Origin of the sequence: Novosphingobium sp. AP12, assembly GCF_000281975.1 — a bacterium.
Lineage (GTDB): Bacteria > Pseudomonadota > Alphaproteobacteria > Sphingomonadales > Sphingomonadaceae > Novosphingobium.
Window position 1 is genome coordinate 1 of sequence record NZ_AKKE01000026.1, and the last position, 24,797, is coordinate 24,797.

Below are 24,797 nucleotides of genomic sequence, written 5' to 3' on the forward strand. Positions count from 1 at the left end.
CGTCTGGCCCCCGCCGTGAGCGCCGGGCTGGTGATCAGGCGACGTGATACCTTCGCGTTCGTCCACGACCGCGTTCAGCAGGCCGCGTACGATCTCGTCCCGGCTCAGGGTCGTCAGCAAGCGCATCTTACGCTGGGTCGCCAGCTCCTTGCGGCGCTTCCGCCCGAGGAACGCCATACCGCAGTATTCGAGGTGGCAGCACAGTTCAATCGAGGCGCGTCGCTCCTCGTCGCCGCAGAAGAGCGCGCGCGCATTGCCGCACTCCATCTCGAAGCGGGCAGCCGGGCGGCGGCAACCTCCGCGCACGTCACCGCGCTGGCCTATCTCGACGCCGGTCTGTCGATCCTGGGTGAAGGCAGCAATAGCGATCTCGAATTCGAATTGCGCTTTCGCCGTGCCGAATCCCATTTCCTCAGTGGCGACCTGGCTGCCGCACAAGCGGGATTTGCTACGCTTGCTGCCGGCCCTCTTCCAGGCGACCGCCAAGCGAGGGTGGCCGTACAGCAGATTACCCTGGCGACCGCGCAAGGCGATAATGAGGCGGCGGTCGCTTATTTTCTCGCCTATATGCGGGCAGCAGGCTTCGATTGGCCGGTGCATCCAGATATCGAGCAGGTCCGCGCAGAATTCGGGCCTATTTTCGAGGAAATCCGGGGAAATAGTATCGAGGATCGCCTCACGCTTCCCGATAGCGATGATTCGAACCCAAATATACTCGTCCTGATTGCGATCCTGCCGGCGGCCTTCCTCGTCGACTTGAACCTGGAGGGACTGGTTCTTGGGCGAATGGTCAATGAATCCCGATATGTAAACTGCCCAGGATCCGTCGTGGGATATACGACGGTCGGCTATGTTCTCGGACCATTGTTCGGCGAATATGCTGCAGGCTACCAGTTCGGATGCTTGGGGATGGAGTTGCTCGAGCGGCCGCATCTCAGCCTTTTTCGGCCTCGAGCGATGATGACATTTGCGTATCACATTCTGCCATACGCTCGACCGTTGCACACTGCGCGCGAACTGCATCGCAAGGCTTATGAAAGCGCCAAAGAGCACGACGATGTCACCTATAGCGGGTTCAGCCTCTGCACGCTGATCTCCAACCTTCTCGCGTCCGGCGAACCTTTGGCGTCGGTCGAACGGCAGGCCGAAAAGATGCTGGCCTCTATGCGCCGCGTGAAATTCGGCCTGATCGTAGACATGTTGACGAGCCAACTCATGCTGGTGCGACGGCTGAGGGGCAGCACGCTGTCCATCCTCACTTTCGATGACGGCGACTTTGACGAGGCAGCCTTCGCGGCCGACTTCGAAGCACGCTTAGCATCCGATCGGCTCCTCGCGATGGCGGCATGCTGGCACTACGTCCGCAAGATGGAAGGCGCGGTCTTCGCATGTGACTATCGTGACGCGCTCGAGGCTAGCGCCCGCGCGAAATCGTTCCTATGGACGTCCGTCATCCACCTGGAACGCGTCGAATATCACCTCTTCACCGCGGTGGCCTTGGCGGCCCTCGCTGATGAAAACCCTGGATGTGAGGCAGCCCTCGCAGAGCATCACGCCGAACTGGAGGTCTATGCGCGCAACGCCCCAAAGAACTGGCGGCATCATGCAGACCTTGTCGCAGCCGAGCGTGCGCGGCTGGCAGGCTATCACATAGACGCGCTGCGCGGCTTCGAGGCTTCGGCCGCGTCTGCACGCGCTAACGGCTTCCACCATATCGAGGCCCTAGCGCATGAGCGGGCTGCGAGTTTTTGTGCGGATATCGGTCTCTTTGCGATGGCCGAGGCCCACCGCGAGCGGGCTCACGCAGCCTACCTGGCTTGGGGCGCCGACGGCAAGGCGCGCGCCATGGCGGAATTGTATCCGTCCCTCGACAAGGGTCGTGGCACGTCCGGCACGGCGCTTTCGGGGGTTGGAGACATCGATCTCGCAACGGTCATTCGATCATCCGAAGCGGTCACTGGGGAAATCGCGCTTGGCAGCCTGCTCCCAACCCTCATGCGTATTGCGCTCGAAAATGCTTGCGCGTCACGCGGGCTCCTCCTCATCCCGCGGCGCGATGGCCTCTGGATCGAAGCCGAGTCCGAAGTCGGAGCTGACGAAGTCAGCGTGACCCTGAGGCAGCGCGCCCCCAACGCTCGGGATGCCTCGCTCGAACTCCTCGCCGAGGTGGTTCGGACCCAGGCCCCCGTCGTCGTGGGCGATGCCATCTCGGATCCCCGGATGCGCGACGAGCTGTCCGCCGCCGTCCGACAGGTGAGGTCCGTGCTCGCCTTGCCGCTCGTGAGGCAGGGCAAGCTAATCGGGGTCCTTTACCTCGAGAATGACGCAACCCCGCATGCCTTCACACCAGCGCGGCTCGCGGTTCTGCGCCTGCTCGCTTCGCAGGCGGCGATCTCTCTTGAAAACGCGGCGCTTGAGGAAAAGGAGCAACTTTTGCGAGAGGTTCACCACCGTGTGAAGAACAACCTCCAGCTCATATCGAGCCTTCTTAACCTGCAAGCATCCCGCACATCCGATGCCGCCGTCGCGGAACTGTTCGCCGAAAGCCGAAATCGGGTTCGCTCGATGGCGCTTGTGCATGAGAACCTCTATCGCGCTGGCACCTTTGCCCGCGTCGCTATGGGTGACCATGTTCGCGCGCTCTGCTCGCATCTCGCCCGCGCGTACGGCGAGGCCCCGAACCGAAACGCGGTCGAGGTGGACGTGGCTGAGGTGGAACTCGATCTCGATCGCGCGATTCCCTGCGGACTTATCGTCAATGAATTGGTGTCGAACGCGCTTAAGCATGCCTTTCCGGACGGTCGGGCGGGCACCATCCGGGTCACGCTTGAAGCGCAACGCCAAGGGCGCTTCGTCCTTTCCGTCGCGGACGATGGGGTGGGCCTCCCGGACGGTGCAGAATCGGGAGACACACTCGGCTTGCAACTGGTACGCGACCTCACCGAGCAGTTACGGGGGCGTATCGAAGTGCGAAGCGAGCATGGCACCAGCTTTTCAATCATATTCGGAGTGCCGAACGGAGGCGTCCAATGAGGGCGGCGCGCATCCTCGTGGTCGAGGACGATCGGATAGTTTCACGCGACATTCAGGAGCAGCTGAAGCGCATCGGCCATTCCGTCGCTGCTGCGACTCCGCGCGGTGAGGATGCCATAGCGCTTGCCGCCGAGCACCGGCCCGACCTCGTCCTCATGGATATCCGGCTTGAGGGAGAGGTCGACGGGATCGACGCAGCCGAAGCAATCCGGACGAATTCGAGGCTCCCGGTTCTGTTTCTCACCGCATATGCGGACGAAGAGACTGTCGTCCGGGCGAGCCGCGCCGAGCCCTTTGGCTATCTCCTTAAACCGTTCGACGAGTCACAACTACGCACGGCCATCGAGATCGCCCTCTACAAGCACGACGCTGAGCAGCGGCTTGCAGCGAGCGAGAGACGATACGCGACGACGCTGGCGTCGATCGGTGATGCCGTAATCGCCTGCGATATCGAGGCTAATATCACCTTCCTCAATCCTGTCGCAGAACAGCTGACCGGGTGGACCGTGGCCGAGGCCCTAGGGCATCCGATCGTCGAGATCTTCCATATCATCAACGAGGACTCGCGGCAGGTCGTCGAGGATCCGGCGGGCAAGGTTCTCCGCCTAGGCACGACCGTCGGACTTGCCAACCATACGATCCTCATCGCGAAGGACGGCCGAGAGGTCCCGATCGACGACTGTGGTTCGCCGATCATCGGGGAACATGGGGAGATGGCCGGCGCCGTTCTCGTCTTCCGCGACATCGGTCCGCGGCGTCGCATGGATGAAGCGCTTCAGGAGGCGCAGTCCAACCTTGCCATGATGGCGCGCATGACGCGCCTGGGGGAGCTTGCTGCCTCGATCGCGCACGAACTTAATCAGCCGCTGACCGCGATCGTCAGCAATGCCGAAACCTGCCTCCGGTATCTCGACGAGCCACATCTTGACGAAGCACAGCGTCACGAGGCCCGCCAGGCCGCCGAGCGGCTGATCGGGAATGGACAGCGCGCCGGCGACATACTGCGCTCGATCCGAAATCTCGTGAGCCGCTCCACCCACTTTGGCGGGGTCGACCTGAACGCGATAATCCGCGAGGTCGCCGACCTCCTGCGGGGCGAGCTGCGCCGTAAGGACTGCAAGCTCGAACTCGACCTTTCAACAGACCTCCGCTCAGTCTGGGGCGACCGCACTCAGTTGCAGCAGGTCGCTCTAAACCTCATCATGAATGCGATCGAGGCGATGGCGAATGTGGACGACCGTCGGCGGCTCGTCATGGTCACGACGCGCAATGCCTCACCATCAACGGTCGAACTCGGCGTTGAGGACGCCGGAACGGGGCTGCCCTTCACGCCCGAAGACGCCTTCGAGCCGCTCTTCACCACCAAGCGGGAGGGCATGGGGCTCGGCCTATCGATCTGTCATTCGATCATCGAGGCGCATCGTGGCACGATCGCAGGCGGCCATCGGTCCGATGGCACCTCTGGCGCACGCTTCACTATCACGGTGCCGACCAACAATGACCGGTGAGCAGACCGCCTTCATCATCGATGACGATCCCGACGTCCGCGATGCACTTCAAGGCCTGCTGCGGAGTGTCGCCATTCGCTCTGAGACGTTCGACTCCGTCGAAACCTTCATTGCGCGCGACAAGACGGGGTTGCGCGGTTGCTTAGTCCTGGACGTTCGCTTGACCGGGCAAAGCGGGCTCGCCTTCCAGTCGGACCTCGCGCGTCGCGAAAGCCCGATACCCATCATCTTCATCAGCGGTCATGCCGACGTCCCGATGGCGGTGCAGGCGATGAAGCGCGGCGCGTTGGAGTTTCTCGAAAAGCCAGTGCCTCCCCAAGCCCTCATTGATGCGATTCAGCACGGTTTCTCGATAGATCGCGAGCGGCGCGCGCGGATTGAGGAGCTCACATCGACTACCCAAGCCTATGCAACGCTGACCCAGCGTGAGCGCGAAGTCCTCGAGCTTGTCATCGCGGGCCATCCGAACAAACGCACCGCGTTACAGCTCGGAATTTCCGAGGCCACGGTTAAATCGCACCGACGGAGCATCATGCAAAAGTTGAACGTCGAATCCGTCCAGGATCTGGTGCGGGTACACAGCGACTATGTCGCGCTTGGCTTGGTGCCGGGTGAGGGGCCGGTGGCGTGAGCCGAGCCGCTTCGGTCGAATCGGCCACTCGATCCCCACTGACGGTTCACTGCCGCGGAAAGCCCGGCGGTGATGGGCGCTTGCGCGCCCGCTCGACCGGACGGCCGAGGAGAGGAGGGGAATGAGAGAAGCTGTCCAGGGCAGGGTCCTCGAGGACACTTTCCAATGATAGTTCTACGAGCATCGGCACCATCGCGAAGAACGCCACCGGCCACCTGGTCAAGCGGGTCTCCACCCTCGCCGTCGAGTTCGTCATTGCGCTGCGGCCGGTCCACTCGGCCAACCCAGCCCCGCCCACGTTCGAGTTTATAGCGTTGTTGGCGGCGCGGCCTGGGTGCGGGTCGGCGCGCTCTTCGAGCCGGCGTCGCGCGAGACCGGCCTTGTCTTCTACAACAGCGAAATCGAGGATCCGAACTTCACGCAGCCGCCCGACGTCTCGGTCTTACAAAGGCAGGACGGCGCGTACAACGTCGTATGGTCGCGCCCATCGTGTCGCCGCGAGCTCCCCAGCGAAATGGCCCCGCCCACCGACCAGGCGCTCCCGCCGCGGCCCCGTGAAGAGGCGAGCGCGGCCGCGCCTTTAGTACGTCCACGGCAGGCGCCGGCCCAGGAGGCGAGCCCGCCGCGTCGGTCGCCGGGCAGCGACGGGAGCGCACGGCTGAAACTGCCGACTGCTCTTTCCCGCACAGATGCCGCGCCCCCTGGCAGGGCTCATCTCGCGATCGCGAACCGGGTCTGAGCTTATCCCGCCCGGGCCACTGGCCCTTTTGAGGAGACATGTCATGGTCCTCTCACCATCATCACCTCACCGACCGCGATCCGCTCGCCGCCATAGTCTCGAACGTTCCACTATTCGCATTCGCTTTCATTCGACTGAAGGCGCTCAGGTCGATCGGCGCCTTCGCGCCGTACCCGATCGCCACGCCGGTCAAGACGCGGCGTGAAGCGGCCGTCCTCGATGCCCTGGAGCTGCTCCTGCCGGCCTATTGGGATCTACGCCCAGGTGGCGATGGGCGCTTTGTAGAAGGCACTCGCCTGATTGTCCGCCGCGCCCCGCACTCCGGTCGCAGGATGTAATGACCTAGAACGACGCCCGCGCCCGTGTGCAATCGTTCGCCGTGCCTTGCGGATGGCGCAACCGCTGCAATGAACCCTGCGCGCACATCGCCAGTCGGCCGATCCTTTGATAACGCTTCCTAGCGGTGCCGCGGTGCCTACACTCTTAACTCCGAGATCACCTGTTTCAACGCCGTCCGAACTATCCTCGACGGTGAGATTGAAGCAGAGAGCCCGTCCTCGATCTCGAACAGCGCTCAGTTCCAGTGGACAGCTATAAATTAGCAAAGAAATCAAGCGGCCGGATTTACGAGTCTTTACGACGCTTGATGAGGCCAATCGAGCTCCTCGAATTAGCTTCGGAACTCCCCCAGCACGAAGTGGAGAGTCCCTATGGCAAAGTATCATCCCGTCGCTGTGACGCACGTCGGCATGACGGTCACCGACATTTACGCCGCGACCAAATGGTATGAAGAAATCCTTGGCTGCCAGCACACGATCGGCCCGCTGCACATTCGCAATGACGGGTCGCCGACCGCTAACGTTTTCAAAGGCATTTTCGGCGAGAAGATGGAAGACCTCTATGTCAGCCATCTCGCCTCAGCGAACGGCGTCGGCATCGAGCTTTTCCAGTTCGTGACGCCCCCCACCGAGAACAACAAGGCACACAATTTCGAATATTGGAAGACCGGCGTCTTCCACTTCTGCGTCGTCGATCCCGATATCGAGGGCCTTGCCAAGCGGATCGCAGACTCGGGCGGCAAGCAGAATTCGGACGTCTGGACGCTGTTCGAAGGCGAGCCGTTCAAGGCAGTCTACTGCCAGGATCCTTGGGGCAACCTGATCGAAATCTACACTCACTCGACCGAACTGTTTTACGCGAACCGCGACACCAAGGCGCTGCAAGTACCGGAGAAATTCCTGGACAAGCGCTGAGCTACCGCAGCGCGGCGTTCCGAGCTACATTCGCAGCGCGGGGCGTCGCGCGCCTAGCTTACGATGACCTTATTTGATCAAACAAGGTCGGCATGCTGGTCTTAGCGGCGAAGGTGGCGTTGCTGGCGCGAAATTGATCTGTCCAGTCACGCGCCTCGCGCCTCGCGCCCCTCATCTTGTCATGTTGTGACGAGTGCCTTGCTGCAGGCCGCCAAGCCTGCCGTACTACCACGCGAATGGATCGCTGACATGAAACCTTTGCGCATCTGGCCGCGTAATGCGCGCTTAGCTGCGGCGGTCTCGTACCGGCTGAACTGACCATCGCGATTGAGCGGGATCGTGGCAAGTACGCGACCACTCATCCTGTCGAGCTTTGGCACCCCCGATTCCTCGGCTGCATGTTGCTTGTCGAGACCGCCCGGGTCCGCTTGCCGAGGGCAACGAAGTGTTTCGCGTTGTACGCCTTGGCGGCCTGCGCGGTATCCGAAAATGCTCACGTCGCTGCCGGGATTTGTCACGGTAGAGCTTACGGCCCTGTCGGTGAGGCCACTCGCGTTGCTGCCAGCTGGCAGCCGCGGTGGTCCCTTCCAGACAGAAGGAAACTATCGAAGAAACGGTGTTAGACAGTTGTAGCGTTGAGTAGGGTCATTAGAGACATGCGGACCAGCTAAGCTCCAATGGTCCATGATTGGTAGGATTGCCCCAATTCAATCCCCTACCCCGCATTTTATTTCTTTTTAATTGTTTTGTATCTGCAGCGATGCCGATACGATTGTCTTAACCTGCAAAAAAACCACTGGTTTCAGCAATATCGCTCGTCATCGGGCGCTCACGATTTTTTCCTGACACGGCTGATCCTTTTACTAGGTTTTGCCGCCGCGCGCGCCAAACTCCGGTCACTATGGATAATGTCTTAGTCTCCCTGATTTTGCTCGCCGTCACCATCGGTTCGGTCCTGTTCAGTCGGTCACGCCCTGTCATCGCGCAAATCGTTGTCGAGGCCCTGCTCCTGTTTCTGATCGGTGCATTCCTTTCATGGCGGGGAACCACCCCTTTGCCGCACTCTGGCCAGCTGCCAGATGGTGCGGCGGGGGCTTGGTTTCGCGCCCTCGCTGTCGTGTGGTGGTTGATCGGTGCACGGCTTGTGGTAGCAGTGACCGTGGTCGCGAAAGGACGCGACCCCCGTTCACGCGAGGCCCGACTGTTCTCAGAGCTCACGGCCGCCGTCATCTACATCACTGCGGTCCTGATCATTCTCAACTCGGTCCTCGACCTTAACATCAACGGCGTGCTCGCAACCTCCGGAGTGGTCGCGATCGTTTTGGGCCTCGCGTTGCAGAACACGTTGTCAGACGTCTTCTCTGGGATTGCGGTCGGGCTCGAACAACCCTTCCATGTGGGTGATCGTGTTTCGCTCGGCGACAATGTAGAGGGCATCGTGGTCCAGGTGAACTGGCGATCAATCAAGGTACAGACCGACGAGGATGACCTTGCCACCGTCCCCAACAGTGTGGTCGCCAAAGGCCAGATCATTAACCGTAGCGTGCCGAGCAAGCGCCGCGCCGCCATGATCGAGTTCGCGTTGCCTGCAAGCGTAGTGCCCGCCCGGATATTCGAGCTTCTCCGCCAAGCGCCTCTGTTGTGCGACGACATACTCGTCTCACCGGCGCCATCGGTTACCCTCCGCCGCATCGGCATGCAAAGGCATGTCTATGCGACCCATTTCTATGTCGCAGATACACCCGCGTTGGTTCGCGCCAGGAGCGCGCTTCTCTGTCAGACACTTAGGCTGATCCGCCATGCCGGTGTGGGTCAGGCCGAGTTGAGCCGGGTCGATCTCCTGGGATCGCTCGTCCTGTTCGAGAGCCTGTCGCGCAAGGAACTGGACGAACTATCCGGACATCTGCGGCCCCACGACGTTGCGCCAGGCGACGTCATATTTGAGGAAGGTGCTGAGGCTCACGCAATTTTCGTGATCGAGACTGGTGTCATCGAGCTCTCTCGCATAGGGAGCGGCAATGTGGCGACACCGATCGGCCGGATCGGGCCAGGTGAATATGTCGGCGAGATCGGGCTCATGACCGGCGCCCAGCGTGCTTTTACGATGAAGGCGTTGACGGCCGCACGTGTTTTGGAGCTACCCGGCGACTGCATTCGCCTGCTCGTCCAGGGCAATGCGCGTCTCGCCCACACGATGGAGGGCTCCGTGAAAAAAGGACTTGCTTGGCTGGAGCGAGACACCGCCGCGCGTGAAAGCGAGCCGATTGAACCGTCTGCAGATCTTCTCGGTCGCGTACGTGCCTTTTGGCGCTTGGCCTCCTCGTGACCGGGCCGCAAGCTGCCCACCGGGCGGGGCAAAGAGAGGCTATTCCAGCGTCAGCACACCGCGCTTGAGCGATGTCGTCACCGCCTGGGTCCGGTCCGAAACATCAAGCTTGCCGAAGATGCTCTTCATGTGCCCTTTGATCGTGTCCTCGGACAGCGACAGCCGCCACGCAATCTCCTTGTTGGCATGACCTTGGGCGACCAGCTTGAGGATCTCGACCTCACGGGGGCTAAGAGGTTCGTCGCCGGCGTGGAAGGCGATTTCTTGCGCAATTTCGGCAGGGATACGGCGCCCGCCCGCGTGCACAATGCGGATCGTCTCGAGCAATTCACGCCTTAGTGAGGATTTCAAGAGATACCCTGACGCACCGGCCTTGAGGGCTTCGACTGCCTGAATATCACCATCGTAGGTCGTCAGGACGACTATCCTCGCACTGCGGGCCTGTCCCCGGATCGCCCGGATCGCCTCAATGCCTCCCATTGCCGGCATTTGCAGGTCCATGAGCGTGATGTCGGGTCGAAGGCTCAGATAAGTGTCGACCGCCTCAAAGCCATTGGAGGCCTCGCCGACGACCACCATGTCTTCCTCGGGACCGATCATTGCCGAAATTCCTTCGCGCAGCGCCGGGTGATCGTCGACCGTTAGTATGCGGATGGGCTGGGTCCTATCTTGGTTCTGCATGGTTCACTCGCTCTTTCCTGACAACCGCATCCATATCCACCAACGGCCGGTGCCACCTTCTGCCACATACGCGGCGGCCCCTGGAACGGCCGCGACAATTTCTGTGCCGGCATTTGCACGGCTGCTAATCGTGAGGCTTCCGCCCACCCTTGTCGCGCGCTCTCGCATACCAACCAGCCCGAAATGCCCTTCGCGTGCGCCGTTCGCGAGCACATCGGCGGGCAAGCCGGCCCCGTCATCGCGAAGGTGAAAGCGCAACTCGCGCGCGCGGTAGGTGAGCACCGCTTCGATCGATCGGGCGCGCGCATGTCGGAAGGCGTTGCGAATGGCCTCTTCGCCAATGCAGCGGATCTCGTCATTCACGGCGGCATGCAACGCCCTAGGCGTCCCTTCGACGGTGAGAGCAAAAGCTGCAGGCCACGCTGCAGCCATCTCCTGGGCTATTTCGGTCAGAGTCTCGGAGAGATTGCCCGGCGCCGTTCGCAGGTCGCGGACACGATTCCGACCCTCGACCAGAACGGCTTCGGCAAGATCGAGCGCCTGATCCATCTCCGGACGGAGAGCCTCGCCCTTGGGGAGCCGGTTAGCAACAGATTGGAAGCGCAGGATGAGACCCTGGAAGCCCTGCAACAGCGTGTCGTGCAGTTCGCGTGCGATCCGCTCCCGCTCGCCCATTCGCCCCTGTAATCGATCCGCGATGCGGACCGCCATCGCACGCATACGCCAGCGATAGACGAGCCAGATGGTGAGCGCGGCGGCCAGCGTGAGAACGACGTAGAACCACCAAGTCTGGTAGAATGCCGGCTGGATGAAGACCTGCAAGGTTGCCTCATGCGCGCTGGCCATGCCGGCGCTGCTCACTGCGGTGACACGGAACACATAATGACCTGGCAAGAGGTTGGTATAGATCGCCTGTCGCCGCGATCCTGCGTCCGTCCAGTTCGTGTCGACGCCCTCCAGCCTATAGCGGAAGCGCGTCCCCTTCGGATCGGTTAGCGCCGTCGCGGTATAGTCGATCTGCAACGAGCGCGTGCCCATGGGGAGGGTGACTTCAGAGGGATCCTGATAGGCATGTCCGTTTGAGGTAACGTCTTGAATGACGACAATGGGAGGGGGGGCGTGGGCATCCGCGCGCGCCATGTCGATCGAAACTAGGCCCTTCGTCGTGAAGGCCCAGAGGCGTCCGTAGCGATCGGCTACGAGAGATCGGGAACTGAAGCCGCTCTGATCGGCGCGAAGCGATTGTTCCGAGCCGAACCGCTCGAAGTGGATCGCGCTACCAGGAGCCATAAAAGCAGCCATCAACTCGTCGGTCCTCGCTCGCAGGATGCCTGCATAAGATGCGACCCACGTCCATCCATCAGGTGCTTCGAGAATGCCGCTGACGTTTAGCAATTCCGGATACGTCGTCGCGCTCAAGGCGTGCATCCAATCGCCGTTCAGGCAAAGGAGGCCATTCTGAGCACCGAAGAGGACGCAGTCCCTTCCCTTTGCGACAGTCCGGAAAAAGCCGACATGCTGCCGCTCGGGTATCTCGATCGGGGTGATGGAATGGCGGTTGATCCGCGCGATTGTATCCGGCTTGTAGACCACGTAATTTTCGCCCCGGAAGCCCTGCACGAACAACAATGGCGACAGCCCGGCATGAGACAGCGGTCGCCATGCGTTTGCTTCGCGTCGGTGGACCCTGCCGGAAACCTGAGAGATGAGCAGGCGACCGCTCTGATCCTCGGCACAGGCGATCAACCAGTTTGGCTTTCCCGGCTCGACAGCGGGCGGGATGCCTATCGGCACAAGCGCCTCGCCCATCAGGCGATAGACTCCCGTCATCGCGCCGACGACGAGCCCATCATGATCGCCGCAAACCATGTAAGCGTCGGGGATGGAGGCAAGCTTGCGCGGACCTGAACGTTCGACCCGGTAGATGTCATCTCCCGAAATCAGGTAGGTGTTTCCGCTCGCCGTCCGCAGCCCGTCCGACGTGTAGCCTCCCGGGAGGTTACTGCGCAGGACCGAGCGTGTGGTCGCGAACCGGTCCAGACCAGCAACCGTCCCGAGCCAGACATTGTCCTCACGGTCTTTAAAGATCGATAACGTGATGCTGGAGCTCAAGCCGTCAACGGCCGCGAAAGCTCCGCGCACTGGCGTATAGCGTTCGCCCAATCGGTCTGGCTCGAACAGGTGGACCCCGTCTTCGGTCCCACCCATCCACAGCAGTCCGTTTCGCGCAAAGGCGAGCCGGCGATAGACGTTTGTGTGGTCCAGTGGCGTGACCGGGCCAACATAGCCTTTGCCCATCTCGACGCGGGACAGATGATCGGTGTTGGCAAGCCAGAGGCGGCCCTTGCCATCCTCGGCGATGGTCGCGCCCTGACCAGGATCGAGCGGCTGAAAGTCAAAGCGACGGGTGCCTGGCCTTAGCTGACGCAAGCCATCGGGGCTCAGCAGGTAGAGAGTTCCATCGTGCCCAATGAGCATGGCCATCGTCGACATTTCGCCTGGTACGTTCCAGCGCTCATCGACATCATCCCACCGACCATTCGCGAAGCGGACTAAACCGCTTCCCGTCTTGCCGCGCGCGCGGGCCCAAAGCGTCCCTTCATGAGTGACCGTCAGATAGACCGATCTCGTGCTGGGTTTGGCGGGATTGATCCGCTCGAGCCGCCCGGCCCGATAGCGCGCGATGCCGCCGGACGCATAGCCTACCCACACATCGCCATTCGGCGCGGCTGCAAGCGAGGATATCTGCAGGGAAGTGTCCTCAGCACCGGACAAGAGCGTGATGCGCCGGAAGGTAAGACCGTCAAACCGGTAAAGTCCGGTCCCCGATGCGAGCCACAGGAAACCGTCGGGCGTTTGTGCGATGCCCTCGATATTGCCGGGCGCATCATCTTCCGCCCTCCACGCGACATGCCCCGTTTGCAGGAACAACGCTGGGGGCTCTGCCCGCAATGGCCAGGCAAGAGCGAGGAGCGCGAAACTGAAGAGCCACCACTTCATTCCGGTGTGCCCTTTCCCCCACCAAAAACGCCATTATGCCAGACCGTCTGGCTCGCCTTCCTTCTGCCAATCGCGCAAGAAAAAGAGGTGCCCGCAGGTTGATAGAATAAGCGGCGATACAGTGCCACGATTGCGGGCAGCCAAAAACCGAAACTAGTTATTTTAACCTTTTTTTACCTTCCTTAATTTGCCCTCATCTGCGATCGGCCTTGATCGTTTCGCAGGTGTCCGTGCACAGATTCGCGGGCAAACCCCTTTAATCCTCGGCCGTGTTTGACGTACGGCACGAACGGGTGGCTTTCGTACCACTCGAAAGTGTTATCGGCAGACCACCCGAACTGAGGTGCCGCGTCTCCGGGGGTTGGTCTAACGAGACCGGATGAAGCATTTGTTTTCCGCATTTCCAGCGGGATCCGCCGGTGCCGCCTTACTTCTGTTTCGCTGTTCGCTGGCTCTTTCTCTTGCCACGCAGGCGCTGCCGAAGTTCGTGAACGACGTCTGGCCCGCCATTATTCTTGGCATCCTTGTCGTTGCCATTGCGCTCGGACTGTACCTGCGGATCAGCGCCATACTGTCGATGGGCGTGATAGCGCTGATGATGGGATCGCTCGCCGATCAAAGTGCTGCACACCTGGCGCATGCATTGGACGCGGTCGCGCTTGCTTTGATCGGCCCAGGCGCCTTCTCGATCGACGCCCGCCTGTTCGGTCGCTCGACCATCAATCTGCCACGATGACGTTACCCGAAGGTGTGGAACGGGGATGACCCGAACCGGGATGGTCTCCGCCAGCACCGAGTGCGATCCCTCCATTATGGACGAGGGAGACGCGATTTGAGCCATCCGGTCGATTTTACAGGGGCAAGGTCCGCATGCTTGCTGCGCGGTGGGCTGCCGATCCGTGGCCGGTCGGGTTCCGCGCTTCGCGCGGGTGGGGCCTTCATCGGCTTCCGTTCGGCGCGGAGCGGTCACACGGTCAAGTGCAGCGTTCCGCCCTTTCGGGAGCTGCTATGGAAACCAAATCCCTTACAGTCCTCTCATGTCATAAGTGTCGGTTCGCCAAGCGGCGCGGTTAGTGCCGTGAGCGGGCGTCAGTTCGCATCCAAAGATCGCAGAAGGGCGTATCGCGGCGCGACGTTCACGCGGTGTCGGGACGTCAGGCGTCGACGCAAACGGGAAATTGTCACCGATCTAGTTGATGTCCGTCGCCACGCCTCGTCAGGAACGTAAGGAATCAAAGGCCAGGGCAACTTTTCACAAAGCCTGGTGTAGATTTTGCCACCCGGCGCGTCTCCCAAGCGAAATTGAAGAACGGGAACAGCATATGGGCAGCTTTCGCGAAATGAGGGGTCTTCAGAGGCGGGCGCCTCTTCTCGGAACGGATCGGCTCGATGGCCGCCCGGCCTTCCGGCCGGGGCGGTCGCGCCGCTCAGAGATCGGGCTCACAACCAGCGATTTCCCTGACCTCGGCAATGTCATCGCGCTGCCCGCCAATGACAGCAATATCGTTCTCGATATCGATAACCCGGCCGGTTCGATCGCGCTTGGCGCGCTGGAAATTCGTCCGAGCGCCCGTTCGGTCCTGCTCGAGGGTGCCTTTGTCGAACTCGGCGGCCGAGCCTTCGACCTATTGATGGCGCTCTTGGATGCGAAAGGCGAGATCGTCTCGAAAGAGGCGCTCCTCAGCCATGTTTGGCCGGGTCTGACCGTCGACGACAGCAATCTCAAGGTTCAACTCAGCGGGCTTCGGCGTGCGCTTGGCGTTGAGCGGTGGCGCATCAAGACGGTGTCGGGGCGGGGCTATATGCTGGTGGCTCACGATGCGGTGACCGCATCCTCGAGCACGGCTGCAGCGGACCCGAACCCCCAGCTGGAAAGCCCGCTTGTGATCGTCATCGATGGCGACCGTGGGACGCAGGAACTGGTGATGCGCGCTCTGACTAGCATCACCAATCGCCTCGATGGCGCGGCTCGGCTCGCTCTTTATTCGGGTGACATGGACGAGCGGGCCTTTGCCTGAGCCTGCAGGTAAGTTTCCCTGAGCGTTTGTGCATTTGAGGTCAGGACCCAAGTCTTCTTTGTAGCACTTTATATCGATTTACGGGTCAAGCTACGACGGTGCGCATATCATTTGCGAAATCCTTGAAGGAGTCAGCTTGTGACGGAAGACAACGGTATCGCACTATTCACGCCGACCCGGATCGGCGCCATCGAAGTGGCCAACCGGATCGCCATGGCGCCGCTGACCCGTTCGCGCGCCGGCATGGACGGCGTACACACGCCGCTCGCTATCGAGTATTACAGGCAGAGGGCGTCCGCTGGCCTCATCATCACCGAAGCGACGAACATCTCGCAGCAGGGGAGGGGATACGCTTACACGCCCGGCATCTACACCGACGCGCATGTCGCGGCGTGGCGCGCCGTGACCGAAGCGGTCCATGACGCCGGCGGGAAGATTGTATGCCAGCTCTGGCATGTCGGCCGAATGTCGCACACGAGCTTGCAGGAGAGCGGCGTGGCACCGGTTGCACCCTCCGCGATTCAGGCCGGTGACGAAGTCTTCACGCTCGAAGGCCAAGTTCGGCCATCGATGCCGCGTGCGCTTGAGACGAACGAAATCTCGGGCATCATCGAGGACTATCGGAACGCGACCCGCAAGGCGCGCGAAGCCGGCTTCGACGGTGTCGAGGTGCATGCCGCGAACAGCTATCTGCTCGATCAGTTTCTGCGCGACAGCACCAACAAGCGCACGGACGGCTATGGCGGCTCGATCCGCAATCGCGCGCGTCTGACGATCGAGGTCGTCGAGGCGGTTTCGGCTGTCTGGAGTCCCGACCGGGTCGGCATCCGGCTCTCCCCAATCACGCGAGCGGTGGGAGAGACGCCGCTCGATAGCGATCCGATCGCCACCTACGGCTATCTCGCCCAAGAACTGGGCAGTTTCCGGCTCGCCTATCTCCATTGCGTCGAAGGTCAGACCCGCGGCGTTAATGGCGCGGCCGACTTCGACTTCCAGGCGCTGCATCGTTCGTTCGGGGGCCACTATATCGCCAACAACAGCTACGATCGCGCGCGCGCCATCGCGGCAGTCGAAAGCGGCTATGCCGACATGATTGCGTTCGGGCGCCCCTTCATCGGCAATCCCGATCTCGTCGAGCGCCTGGCTCTCGATGTCCCGCTATTCGATGCGCCGCCCGAATCCTATTATGGCGGCGGTGCCGAGGGCTATACCGACTTCAAGCCCTGGACGGCCGATGTGCAGCCGCTGGTGAGCGTAGAGATCGACGAGAAACTTGATATCGCGCTCGACGACTCCTTCCCTGCTAGCGATCCGCCATCGATGTCGGAGCCTGCCGGCCGCGCGTGAAAAGCGAGGCGGTCGGAGCGCTCCGGGCTCCGATCGCGTCTCTTTCCAAAGGGCCGCTGAAGATTTCGGGGTCTCTTAATAGTATAAATGTAAAGAAACTTGGCCGCGCCGGCATGTCATGCAGTGCGGCCATCATCTTTTTGATGTATACTTAGTCTAATCTGATTGAGCGTTTATGTTTATTCATGTCGTTTTATGCGCGTCGTCGTCACACCTCCCGTAAATTGGCGAAGCTCCGTCACGGACACGCACCGTCCCCGGCCTCAAGGCCGGGCAGACGGGGCGAGGCTTCCTGTAAGAAACGAGGATCTGCTAGATGACTGACATCGATTATAGCGCCCATGAGACCCATCAGCGTGCCGACGGCGATCATCCCGCCATGCGGACCAACCAGGGCGTCACGATCTCAGATAACCAGAACCAGCTCAGGGTTGGACAGCGGGGACCCTCGGTGCTCGAAGACCAGATCTTCCGTGAGAAGATCAATCACTTCGACCAGGAACGCATCCCCGAGCGCATCGTCCATGGACGGGGTACTGGACTACACGGCTATTTCGAATGCACGCGCTCGCTTGCAGATGTGACCCAGGCAGACCTGTTCCAGCGGGTGGGCGAGCGAACGCCAGTTTTCGCACGACTGTCGACGGTCGCCGGTGGCGCCGGGTCGGTTGACACCCCGCGCGACGTACGCGGCTTTGCCGTGAAATTCTACACCAAGGACGGGAACTGGGATCTCGTCGGCAATAACATCCCGGTCTTTTTTATTCAGGACGCTATCAAGTTTCCTGATCTTGTTCATGCCGCCAAGATGGAGGCCGACCGCGGTTACCCCCAGGCGGCGACGGCGCATGATACCTTCTGGGACTTCATTTCGCTAATGCCCGAAGCGACCCACATGGCAATGTGGATAATGTCCGATCGCGCCATCCCACGCAGCCTCGCAACGATGGAGGGCTTCGGCATCCACACGTTCCGCCTCATCAACGCGGAAGGCAAATCGACCTTCGTGAAGTTCCACTGGAAGCCGCGCGCGGGCCTTCAGTCGACGATTTGGGACGAGACGGTGAAGATCACAGGCGCCGATCCGGACTATCATCGCCGCGACGTGTTCGAGCGGATCCAGCGTGGTCAGCCGCTCGAATGGGATCTCGGCCTACAGATGTTCGATGAGGCCTTTGCAGAGCGCTTCCCGTTCGACGTGCTCGATCCTACGAAGCTCATTCCTGAAGAAATGCTTCCGGTCGAGATCGTCGGCCGGATGGTACTTGATCGCTATCCGGACAACTTCTTCGCCGAGACGGAGCAGGTTGCCTTTTGCCCGAGCCACGTCGTGCCCGGGATCGACTTCTCAAACGATCCGCTGCTACAGGGTCGGCTGTTCAGCTATCTCGACACCCAGATGAGCCGTCTCGGCGGCCCCAATTTCGCGCAAATTCCGATCAACCAACCCAAGAATGTGCCCTCTGGCTGCCCATTCCACAACCAGATGCGCGACGGCATGGCCCAGATGGCGATCCCGAAGGGTCGGGCCAATTACGAGCCTAACAGCCTGTCGCGGATTGGGGAGCCGGGTGGCTATCGTGAGGATCCGGAAAAGGGGTATCGCAGCTATCCGGCCCAGGAGGACGGGAACAAACTGCGCATGCGTCCCGAGAGTTTTGCGGACCACTACAGCCAAGCGCGCTTGTTCTGGGTTTCGATGGACGTCGCTGAGCAGAAACATATCGCCTCCGCTTTCACCTTCGAGCTCTCTAAAGTCTCTATACCGCACGTCCGCTCGAAGATGGTGGCGAACCTCCGGAATGTGGACGAGGGACTTGCCGGGCGAGTCGCCAAGGGGCTTGGCATACCGCTTCCAGATCCGACGCCCAGCTCGATACCGCTAGTCGAGATGGCGCCGTCGCCTGCGTTGCGGATCATTCGTGGACCTCTCGAGAAGCACACGCTGGAAGGCCGGACCGTCGGTATCCTCGTCGCAGACGGGACCGACGCGAAGGATCTCGATGGGGTCGTGAAGGGCGTCACAGATGCGGGCGGATACGCCCTCATCATCGCCCCGCGGATCGGGTCAATCCGGCTGTCGAACGGCGACCTGCTTACGGCTGGGGCCCAGCTTTTCGGCCAGCCGTCGTCGCTGCTCGACGCTGTGGCGCTCGTCCTCACGCCTGAAGAAAGCGCGAAGCTCGAACGCGAATCTGCCGCGGTGATCTGGATCGCCGATGCTTTCGCTCATCTAAAGGCAATCGGCCACAATGGCTCCTCCACGCGCTTACTGGAGATCTCAGGCGTCCAGCCTGGAGAAGGCGTCACCGATCTCTCGGCGTTCGTCGATGCGGCGAAGCGCCGCTACTGGGACCGCGAACCGCTCGTTCGAACTCTGGCGTAAAACAGGCGCGTCTTTCGCCGGTTGGTGACCAACGTCTTGCCCTTCGCGAAAGGGCAGAAACGCAATCGGCCGCGATATTCTATCGCGGCCGATTGCTGGTGTTTCTGCGGAACGTGGTCGTGCTGCTGCGCGCGGGAGAAGCTGATTTTGCGGACTTTTTGGACGGCGTGCGAACCGCCGGATAAAAGTTGCGCGCGATTTTACTTCTTTTAACCCCCGTCGTGATGGAGAAACCTCCAAACCCTGCGTCAAGGCGGATGAGGGGCATGGCAACTCGGTCATGTTCAAGCAAACGCTGGAACCCGTTCGATGTGGAATGCGCCCGGTCCATGGCCGTCGAAGACACAGGTTTGCAGCAGGTTCATGCGTTCGCGCATGAATTCGCACGTCTGCGTCCGAACCTCGTCCGCTGGTTCCGTCGCCGGGTGGGAGAGCCTTCGGAGGCGGAAGATCTTGCCCAGGAATGCTTCGTTCGAATTGCAAGCCGCCAGGAGCGAGACGTTGTCCTTCATGTTGAAGGTTATGTCTATCAGACGGCAAGGAGCGTGCTGTTTGATCGCACGCGGCGTCGGCGCGCGCGCGATTCCGAAGCCCACGTTTCCCTCATGCCGGAACATGACAGCGTCGAAGAAACGAACGCTTTGCGTACGCTTCTCGCGAAAGAAAAGCTTCGGCGGGTTTCGGCGATCCTTATGACTATGCCTGAGCGCACGCGCTCCGTCTTCATCCTCAGCCGTCTCGAGGGACTTCGCTACGCCGAGATCGCGACGCGTTACGCTATCTCCGTGAGCGCGGTTCAGAAGCACATGCTGCGCGCGATCGAGACGTTAATGCAGGCCGGGGAGGACGACGCATGAGTGTCGAACTTCCCACGTTGAACAATCTTGCCAAGGTCGGTTCGGTGAAAGCGGCCGCTTTTTGGCTTGAACGTCTTCAGGACGAGGACGGTTATGAGGACGATGATCTCTTTCGTGCTTGGTTAGCCACAAGCGACGAGAACAGGGATGCGTGGGCGCACGCCCTCGAACTGTGGGACTGTTTCGACGAGGCAGAGCCTGAAGGCGAGCTCGAGCAAATACGCCAGGAAGCGCTCGCGTTCCGGCCGCGCAGAACCGCCGCGTCGTGGGTGCGATATGCGATCGCCGCCGCCGTGCTTGGCATTGTCGGCACCACAGCGTTCCTTACCAGCGAAGGGGGGGATAAGTCGGTCACACCCAGCCCGCAGATCGCGCAAGAAGCGAGACCTGATCCGCGTGCTTTCGGTGCGTTGGATTATGTGACCAAGGTCGGTGAGCAGCGGACCGTCACGCTGGAGGATGGCAGCAAGCTGACCCTCGACACTGCGAGTGCGATCGACGTCGCCTATGTGGGTCAAAGCCGGCTTGTTCGCCTCGTGCGCGGGCAGGTCTATTTCGATGTGACGCACGATACCGAGCGACCATTCCGGGTTGCGGCTGGCGAGCGCATCGTGACGGTCCTTGGTACCCGATTCAACGTGCGTCTCGCCCCGGGGCAGACCAGCATTTATCTCGAGAAAGGCTCGATTGGCGTAAGCCCAGGCAGTGACCCGGCACATCCAATGTCCGAGACATTCCGGCTCGTTCCCGGCCAGATGCTGATCGCCCAGGCTGGGAAAGCGGATCAGGTGAGCACGGTGCAAGGCCAGTCGGGCATCGAATGGCGGCAGGGCTTCGTACAATTTGACGGACAGACGCTCGGTCAGGCAATCGTCGAGGTCAATCGGTACACGACCCGGCAAATGGTTCTCCGCGATCCGAACGTTGCCGCACTTCGGGTCAGCGGCGCCTTTCCGACAAATAATATCGAGAGCTTCGTGCAGACGCTGAGCGCGCTTTATCCCGTCCGGGTGGTGCCCATGGCCGATGGGAAGTTGGAGATCGTCGCAGAGCGGTAAGCGAGACACGCCACGTCGCTCGCTCCGGGCAGGCGGAGTAGACACGATACGGGTTCTTGTGCAGACTTTCTCGCCTTCCTTAAAAACTGCGTCCAGGCGATGGTGGCAAAGCAGGACGACAGCGAGATCGTTGCCGAAGCAGGGAGCCGGCGAGCTGGCCGCCGAGTTCTATGACCGTCGCAAGCCCGACATCGTGCCCATGGATCTCCAGATGCCGGTCACGGGAGGGGTACTCCGATCGAGAAGGTCCGACCGCGGTTCCCCGCACTACATATCATTGTGCTTACAACTATGCCGGCGCCCCCTGGCAGCGCGTGTTGCGAGCAGGCGCTTCCGGCGATCTCCTGAAGACGTGCGTCCGGCACCAACTGCTTAGCACCATTTGTCCGGTCTATGTCGGCACGCGCCACATGAGCCATGAAGTTGCCACGGAAATAGCTCTCCATATTGGAGAGCGCATCGTCCGAACGAGGGGGGAAGGCATGCTTTCGCTCACCGCCTCTGGAATTTCGAACACGCGCATCGCTTGGAAGGTCGGCCTCTCGGAAGATACGATCGAGGGCTATATGAACGTCAGATACGCCAAGCCGGGAACAGCGGAAGATACGCAGGCGGTGTCAATCGCCGCCCGCTTGGCGAGATCCAGCTTTTATGGTTCTAGAACTGTGCAGCGAGCGAGAGTTCGAAACGGCGTCTGCGCGGGTCGCCAAGGTAGCTGTACCCAAGCGGTGTGTCTCGAGCGTATGGCGGGCGGTGATCCATTACGTTCTGCATGCCCCCGCGCAGGACAATCGAATTCAGCATCGACCCTGACAAACGCAGCCGGTATGTGGCGACCAGATCGAGATAAAATTGCGGTGCGATCTGCACGCCTTTTTGGACAAGGATCGTCTCATCGATCTGCACAGTTGCCGGGAAATCGCTGCGATTGATGGCGCGATATCCCCCATAGTATTGGCCGTTCAATCCCACTGAGGCGACGTAGTTTCGCCATTCGATACCGGTGTTTGCGCGCCACCGAAGCGGTCCGTCAGAGAATCCGACAAAACTCAACTTAGGATCGAGCTGGGTCATGCGTCGCGATAGGCGCGGCTGCCAGGTGGCGGTGCCATACCAATGAAAGCGACCGACATGCTCCACGCTGAAGCCGAAGTCTGCGCTCATATCGACGGTTTCGCTACTCGTTGAACCAGCATTGAGATACGAAGCGTCTAACGACGTGATGATGCCGGCCGTCATCCCAACCATTCGGTCTCTTTCGGTGAGGGGCGCCCGAATGATGCGGTCGGAGTAGATGCTCTCGTTAGCGAGGAAGTAGGGCAGGTCGCCGCCGCGATCGATGAGGATCTCATCCTTCTTCCAGATGTGCGTATAGTCCACCGAAATTCGCGGTCGAGTTCCGCCTTCGGGATTAACAACGATGCCAAGGGCAAGGCTCCGACCGCGCTCCGGCTTCAGGTCCAGCCGCCCTGCCGAGCGGTAGGACACCACTCCTTCGCCCCCGACAAACCTTCCCGGACGCTTTGGATCCGGAGCGGTGGGGGCCGTCAGGACCCGGTCGGAGCCAAGCAATTGAAACCCCAAGGGGGGAAGCGTTCCGGTCGAGGCGCTCGCGCGGATCATCAGACCAGGGCGCGGATAGAAGCGCAGTCCGGCCGTGTAAGCTAGGGCGTGATTGTTTGTGGAGACAAAATCGCTTGTCTGTTCAATATATTCGGAGCTGGGTATCCTTGAGCCGTTCTCGTCAAAACGAAGCGCAAGTTGTAGCTCCAGTCCGCGAAGTAGCGAAGCCGCCCTTTTTGTCGATATCAACGGTGTTCGAAGTTCCGCATAGGCAGAGGTGATGGTTTGCGAGAAGCCGATCCCGGTCGCGCTGAGTTCCTGCGGTCCAACGATAAACCGGTTCGTCGCGTCTCTGATCGCATCGGTCCGGCGTTCGCCAAGTAGGGTGAGAGTAATCGGACCGGCCGGGGCGGATATAACCGTGCCTGCTAGTCTCAACTGCGCGTCGCGGAAGTCGCTTGCGACACTGCGGAACTGCCCTGTTGTGACACGGTTGGATGCCAGCGTGTCAAGGAAGCTCGACCAGTCGCCGAAAGGGTTGAGGACGGCGCCGCCGGCCGTTGCGGGCTGTCCGCGCGCGATCGCAGTGATAACGGTATTGTTTAGCATCGTGCCGGTCTGGCCTGTCTGGAGGTCTACTCCGCCGACGCTGTAGGTTGCCTCCAACTTCCAGCAAGGGGAGAGGGAGAGGATCAGGCCGGCCGACGCCCGATACGTCCGCAGATGAGTGAACGTATCTCCGTCGGTGAGGCTGGCGGGAAAGGTAATCGAAAGGTCCTGCTGCAGCGGATTGGTCGCCGCAGACCGCAACACTGTGAATTGCGCCGCGCCATTGCTGGCATTTGCTCTTCCGTTGTTTTGACTGCCGAGGAAATCCACGAAGCCTTCGACGCGGTCGCCGAAGCGGTGCCGGATGTTCGCCAGGATTGAGGTGACGTGCGTATCGCTGATTAGGTTACGCCGCGCTCCGCTGGCGTCCTGTGCGAGGGTACCTGGCACCGTGCCGGCATTTGTCCTGAGTACGCTGGCGATGTCCGCGTTCGACCCAATCGGCAGATAGGTGAAGCTTGAGCCGAGGCTGCCACCGCCCAGCGCAGGCTTCAGGCTTAATGCAGCGGTGCCCAAGAGATTCCGGATCGTCACCGCGTTTGTCAGCGGCGGGTTCCGAGGGATCGCGCTCGGGTTTTGGGCGAGCTGGATCTGGCGGACCGTGCGGGCATAGTCCCGGCGTCCCGCTTCCAAGCCATGCGTGTCGGTTTGCGACACCGTGATCATAGCGTCGGTACGCCCACCATCAGGCGTGAAGCCGATGCGCGCATCGATTCGACGGCGCGGTGAGTCGCTTCGAGCGCTTGTGCCGTAGGACACCGCAACGTCAGCGCCGCGATAATCCCTCTTGAGCACCACGTTGACCATGCCGCCAATGGCGCCCGGGCCGTAGATGCCGCCTGCCGTTGCCGTCAGCGTCTCGATCCGCGCGATGGCCGCCAGGGGAATTCCATTAAGATCTGACTGCAAGAGTACGGGGACACCGGTAATGTATGGCACCACCGGCATCCTCCCACCGTCGACCAATATCAGGGTTTGATTCGCGCCAAGCCCGTTGAGATTGATCTCCGAACGATTGCTTGCAGAGTGAGCAGCGGGGTCGCGTCCTGGCCCCTGCAGCGACGAGTTGTTCGTCAAGCGTGTGCGGAGGAACTGGTCAGGGTTGTCGGACTGAGACGTCGCCATTTCGTCTGCGGCGAAGACCCGGTAGGGCTGCATGTCGTTCGGCGATCGCCGAATGTCGGTATTCTGTGTCTTGCGCCCGATGACAAGGACCTCAGGAACGGCCGGTTCGCTCGGCTGTTCCGGCGCGCGCTCAATGATGTAGGAACCGACGGCCGTTCGGCGATACGTCAGCCCGGAATTCGCGAGCAACTGACGTAGTCCCTCCTCCACGTTCATGCGCCCGGCAACCCGACCGACGCGCCGCGGTTCAACGATCGCGGGTGCAAAAAGAATGCCGACCCCGGTCCGCTTCGATAGTTCGGTCAGCGATCGGCTTAGCGGCCCGGCGGGGATGGTTAGAGAAACGGGCGGCAGCCCGGATTGCGCATCGACCCGCTCCGGCAGCGAACCTACGATCGCAAGCGACATGGTAGCTAAAAAACGGATCCCCAAATCGCCCCCTCGCCCTTGACGGTTCATCCAGAACCACGCCGCTACCTCGGAATGTTTCCAATCGGCTCAACCGAAAGCGATGGGATGACGCCCCTAATATCGCAATTAAATTCAAGTTTTATATATTTTTACTTGATTGATCTGACGAGTTGTTACCTGATGGAAGTAACTGTCTTCGCCGATTGACGGCTTATTCGCTTGGCAGCAATATACAAGGGGCTAAAGAGAATG

The 24,797-nt window shown here is 61.0% G+C and carries 16 protein-coding genes; 13 read left to right on the top strand and 3 right to left on the bottom strand.

The features are described from left to right. Positions 1 to 15: 15 nt before the first annotated feature. From PMI02_RS05320 to PMI02_RS05345, 7 genes are all read left to right on the top strand, one after another. Positions 16 to 3,033: a histidine kinase dimerization/phosphoacceptor domain -containing protein gene (locus PMI02_RS05320; protein WP_157222393.1), complete on the top strand. Its 3,018-nt coding sequence runs from the start codon at positions 16 to 18 to the stop codon at positions 3,031 to 3,033. Then, on the top strand, positions 3,030 to 4,541 hold the full coding sequence (locus tag PMI02_RS05325; RefSeq protein ID WP_007679821.1) for a response regulator: 1,512 nt from the start codon (positions 3,030 to 3,032) through the stop codon (positions 4,539 to 4,541). Before PMI02_RS05320 ends, PMI02_RS05325 begins: the two co-directional genes overlap by 4 nt. Continuing rightward, positions 4,531 to 5,172: a response regulator transcription factor gene (locus tag PMI02_RS05330; protein ID WP_007679823.1), complete on the top strand. Its 642-nt coding sequence runs from the start codon at positions 4,531 to 4,533 to the stop codon at positions 5,170 to 5,172. The genes PMI02_RS05325 and PMI02_RS05330 overlap by 11 nt, the downstream gene beginning before the upstream one ends. Before the next feature lie 334 nt (positions 5,173 to 5,506). Continuing rightward, the gene (locus tag PMI02_RS26235) at positions 5,507 to 5,911 is read left to right on the top strand and encodes a DUF736 family protein (RefSeq protein ID WP_238538990.1); all 405 of its coding nucleotides are present in this window, start codon (positions 5,507 to 5,509) and stop codon (positions 5,909 to 5,911) included. Between the two features lie 38 nt (positions 5,912 to 5,949). Further along, entirely contained in the window at positions 5,950 to 6,249 is a 300-nt protein-coding gene (locus tag PMI02_RS05335) for a hypothetical protein (protein ID WP_007679827.1), read from the top strand. A gap of 372 nt (positions 6,250 to 6,621) precedes the next feature. After that, positions 6,622 to 7,164, top strand: a complete 543-nt coding sequence (locus tag PMI02_RS05340; protein WP_007679830.1) for a VOC family protein — start codon at positions 6,622 to 6,624, stop codon at positions 7,162 to 7,164. 901 nt (positions 7,165 to 8,065) lie between these two features. After that, positions 8,066 to 9,490, top strand: a complete 1,425-nt coding sequence (locus PMI02_RS05345; RefSeq protein ID WP_007679833.1) for a mechanosensitive ion channel family protein — start codon at positions 8,066 to 8,068, stop codon at positions 9,488 to 9,490. Positions 9,491 to 9,529: 39 nt separating this feature from the next. Here the strand turns inward: PMI02_RS05345 and PMI02_RS05350 are convergent, their stop codons facing one another. Beyond that, positions 9,530 to 10,171, bottom strand: a complete 642-nt coding sequence (locus tag PMI02_RS05350; RefSeq protein WP_007679835.1) for a response regulator transcription factor — start codon at positions 10,169 to 10,171, stop codon at positions 9,530 to 9,532. A gap of 3 nt (positions 10,172 to 10,174) precedes the next feature. Further along, positions 10,175 to 13,171, bottom strand: a complete 2,997-nt coding sequence (locus tag PMI02_RS05355) for a sensor histidine kinase (protein WP_007679838.1) — start codon at positions 13,169 to 13,171, stop codon at positions 10,175 to 10,177. 379 nt (positions 13,172 to 13,550) lie between these two features. On the opposite strand from PMI02_RS05355, the gene PMI02_RS05360 reads away from it, so the two are divergent. The 6 genes from PMI02_RS05360 (at position 13,551) to PMI02_RS25785 (ending at position 20,837) form a co-directional block, all read left to right on the top strand. Beyond that, the gene (locus tag PMI02_RS05360; protein WP_007679841.1) at positions 13,551 to 13,907 is read left to right on the top strand and encodes a hypothetical protein; all 357 of its coding nucleotides are present in this window, start codon (positions 13,551 to 13,553) and stop codon (positions 13,905 to 13,907) included. A 460-nt stretch (positions 13,908 to 14,367) separates the two neighbouring features. Beyond that, positions 14,368 to 15,189: a winged helix-turn-helix domain-containing protein gene (locus PMI02_RS25770; protein ID WP_081496626.1), complete on the top strand. Its 822-nt coding sequence runs from the start codon at positions 14,368 to 14,370 to the stop codon at positions 15,187 to 15,189. A 138-nt stretch (positions 15,190 to 15,327) separates the two neighbouring features. Then, positions 15,328 to 16,536 (top strand): alkene reductase, encoded by a 1,209-nt coding sequence (locus tag PMI02_RS05370; protein ID WP_007679845.1) that lies wholly within the window; start codon positions 15,328 to 15,330, stop codon positions 16,534 to 16,536. A 316-nt stretch (positions 16,537 to 16,852) separates the two neighbouring features. Continuing rightward, positions 16,853 to 18,922, top strand: coding sequence for a catalase (locus tag PMI02_RS05375; protein ID WP_007679851.1), 2,070 nt, complete (start codon positions 16,853 to 16,855; stop codon positions 18,920 to 18,922). 329 nt (positions 18,923 to 19,251) lie between these two features. Next, entirely contained in the window at positions 19,252 to 19,779 is a 528-nt protein-coding gene (locus PMI02_RS26240) for an RNA polymerase sigma factor (protein ID WP_157222394.1), read from the top strand. Then, entirely contained in the window at positions 19,776 to 20,837 is a 1,062-nt protein-coding gene (locus PMI02_RS25785) for a FecR family protein (RefSeq protein WP_007679857.1), read from the top strand. The genes PMI02_RS26240 and PMI02_RS25785 overlap by 4 nt, the downstream gene beginning before the upstream one ends. Before the next feature lie 657 nt (positions 20,838 to 21,494). Here the strand turns inward: PMI02_RS25785 and PMI02_RS05390 are convergent. Further along, a complete protein-coding gene (locus PMI02_RS05390; protein ID WP_157222395.1) occupies positions 21,495 to 24,542 on the bottom strand; it encodes a TonB-dependent receptor in 3,048 nt (1,015 codons plus the stop codon). Positions 24,543 to 24,797 lie beyond the last annotated feature (255 nt).

What these genes read in the sequence shown, in the direction of transcription:
- PMI02_RS05350 (WP_007679835.1), bottom strand. Translation starts at nt 10,171, where the DNA reads ATGCAGAACCAAGATAGGACCCAGCCCATCCGCATACTAACGGTCGAC.
- PMI02_RS05360 (WP_007679841.1), top strand. Translation starts at nt 13,551, where the DNA reads ATGAAGCATTTGTTTTCCGCATTTCCAGCGGGATCCGCCGGTGCCGCC.
- PMI02_RS05390 (WP_157222395.1), bottom strand. Translation starts at nt 24,542, where the DNA reads ATGTCGCTTGCGATCGTAGGTTCGCTGCCGGAGCGGGTCGATGCGCAA.
- PMI02_RS05335 (WP_007679827.1), top strand. Translation starts at nt 5,950, where the DNA reads ATGTCATGGTCCTCTCACCATCATCACCTCACCGACCGCGATCCGCTC.
- PMI02_RS05355 (WP_007679838.1), bottom strand. Translation starts at nt 13,171, where the DNA reads ATGAAGTGGTGGCTCTTCAGTTTCGCGCTCCTCGCTCTTGCCTGGCCA.
- PMI02_RS26240 (WP_157222394.1), top strand. Translation starts at nt 19,252, where the DNA reads ATGGCCGTCGAAGACACAGGTTTGCAGCAGGTTCATGCGTTCGCGCAT.
- PMI02_RS05375 (WP_007679851.1), top strand. Translation starts at nt 16,853, where the DNA reads ATGACTGACATCGATTATAGCGCCCATGAGACCCATCAGCGTGCCGAC.
- PMI02_RS25770 (WP_081496626.1), top strand. Translation starts at nt 14,368, where the DNA reads ATGTCCGTCGCCACGCCTCGTCAGGAACGTAAGGAATCAAAGGCCAGG.
- PMI02_RS05345 (WP_007679833.1), top strand. Translation starts at nt 8,066, where the DNA reads ATGGATAATGTCTTAGTCTCCCTGATTTTGCTCGCCGTCACCATCGGT.
- PMI02_RS05325 (WP_007679821.1), top strand. Translation starts at nt 3,030, where the DNA reads ATGAGGGCGGCGCGCATCCTCGTGGTCGAGGACGATCGGATAGTTTCA.
- PMI02_RS25785 (WP_007679857.1), top strand. Translation starts at nt 19,776, where the DNA reads ATGAGTGTCGAACTTCCCACGTTGAACAATCTTGCCAAGGTCGGTTCG.
- PMI02_RS05330 (WP_007679823.1), top strand. Translation starts at nt 4,531, where the DNA reads ATGACCGGTGAGCAGACCGCCTTCATCATCGATGACGATCCCGACGTC.
- PMI02_RS05340 (WP_007679830.1), top strand. Translation starts at nt 6,622, where the DNA reads ATGGCAAAGTATCATCCCGTCGCTGTGACGCACGTCGGCATGACGGTC.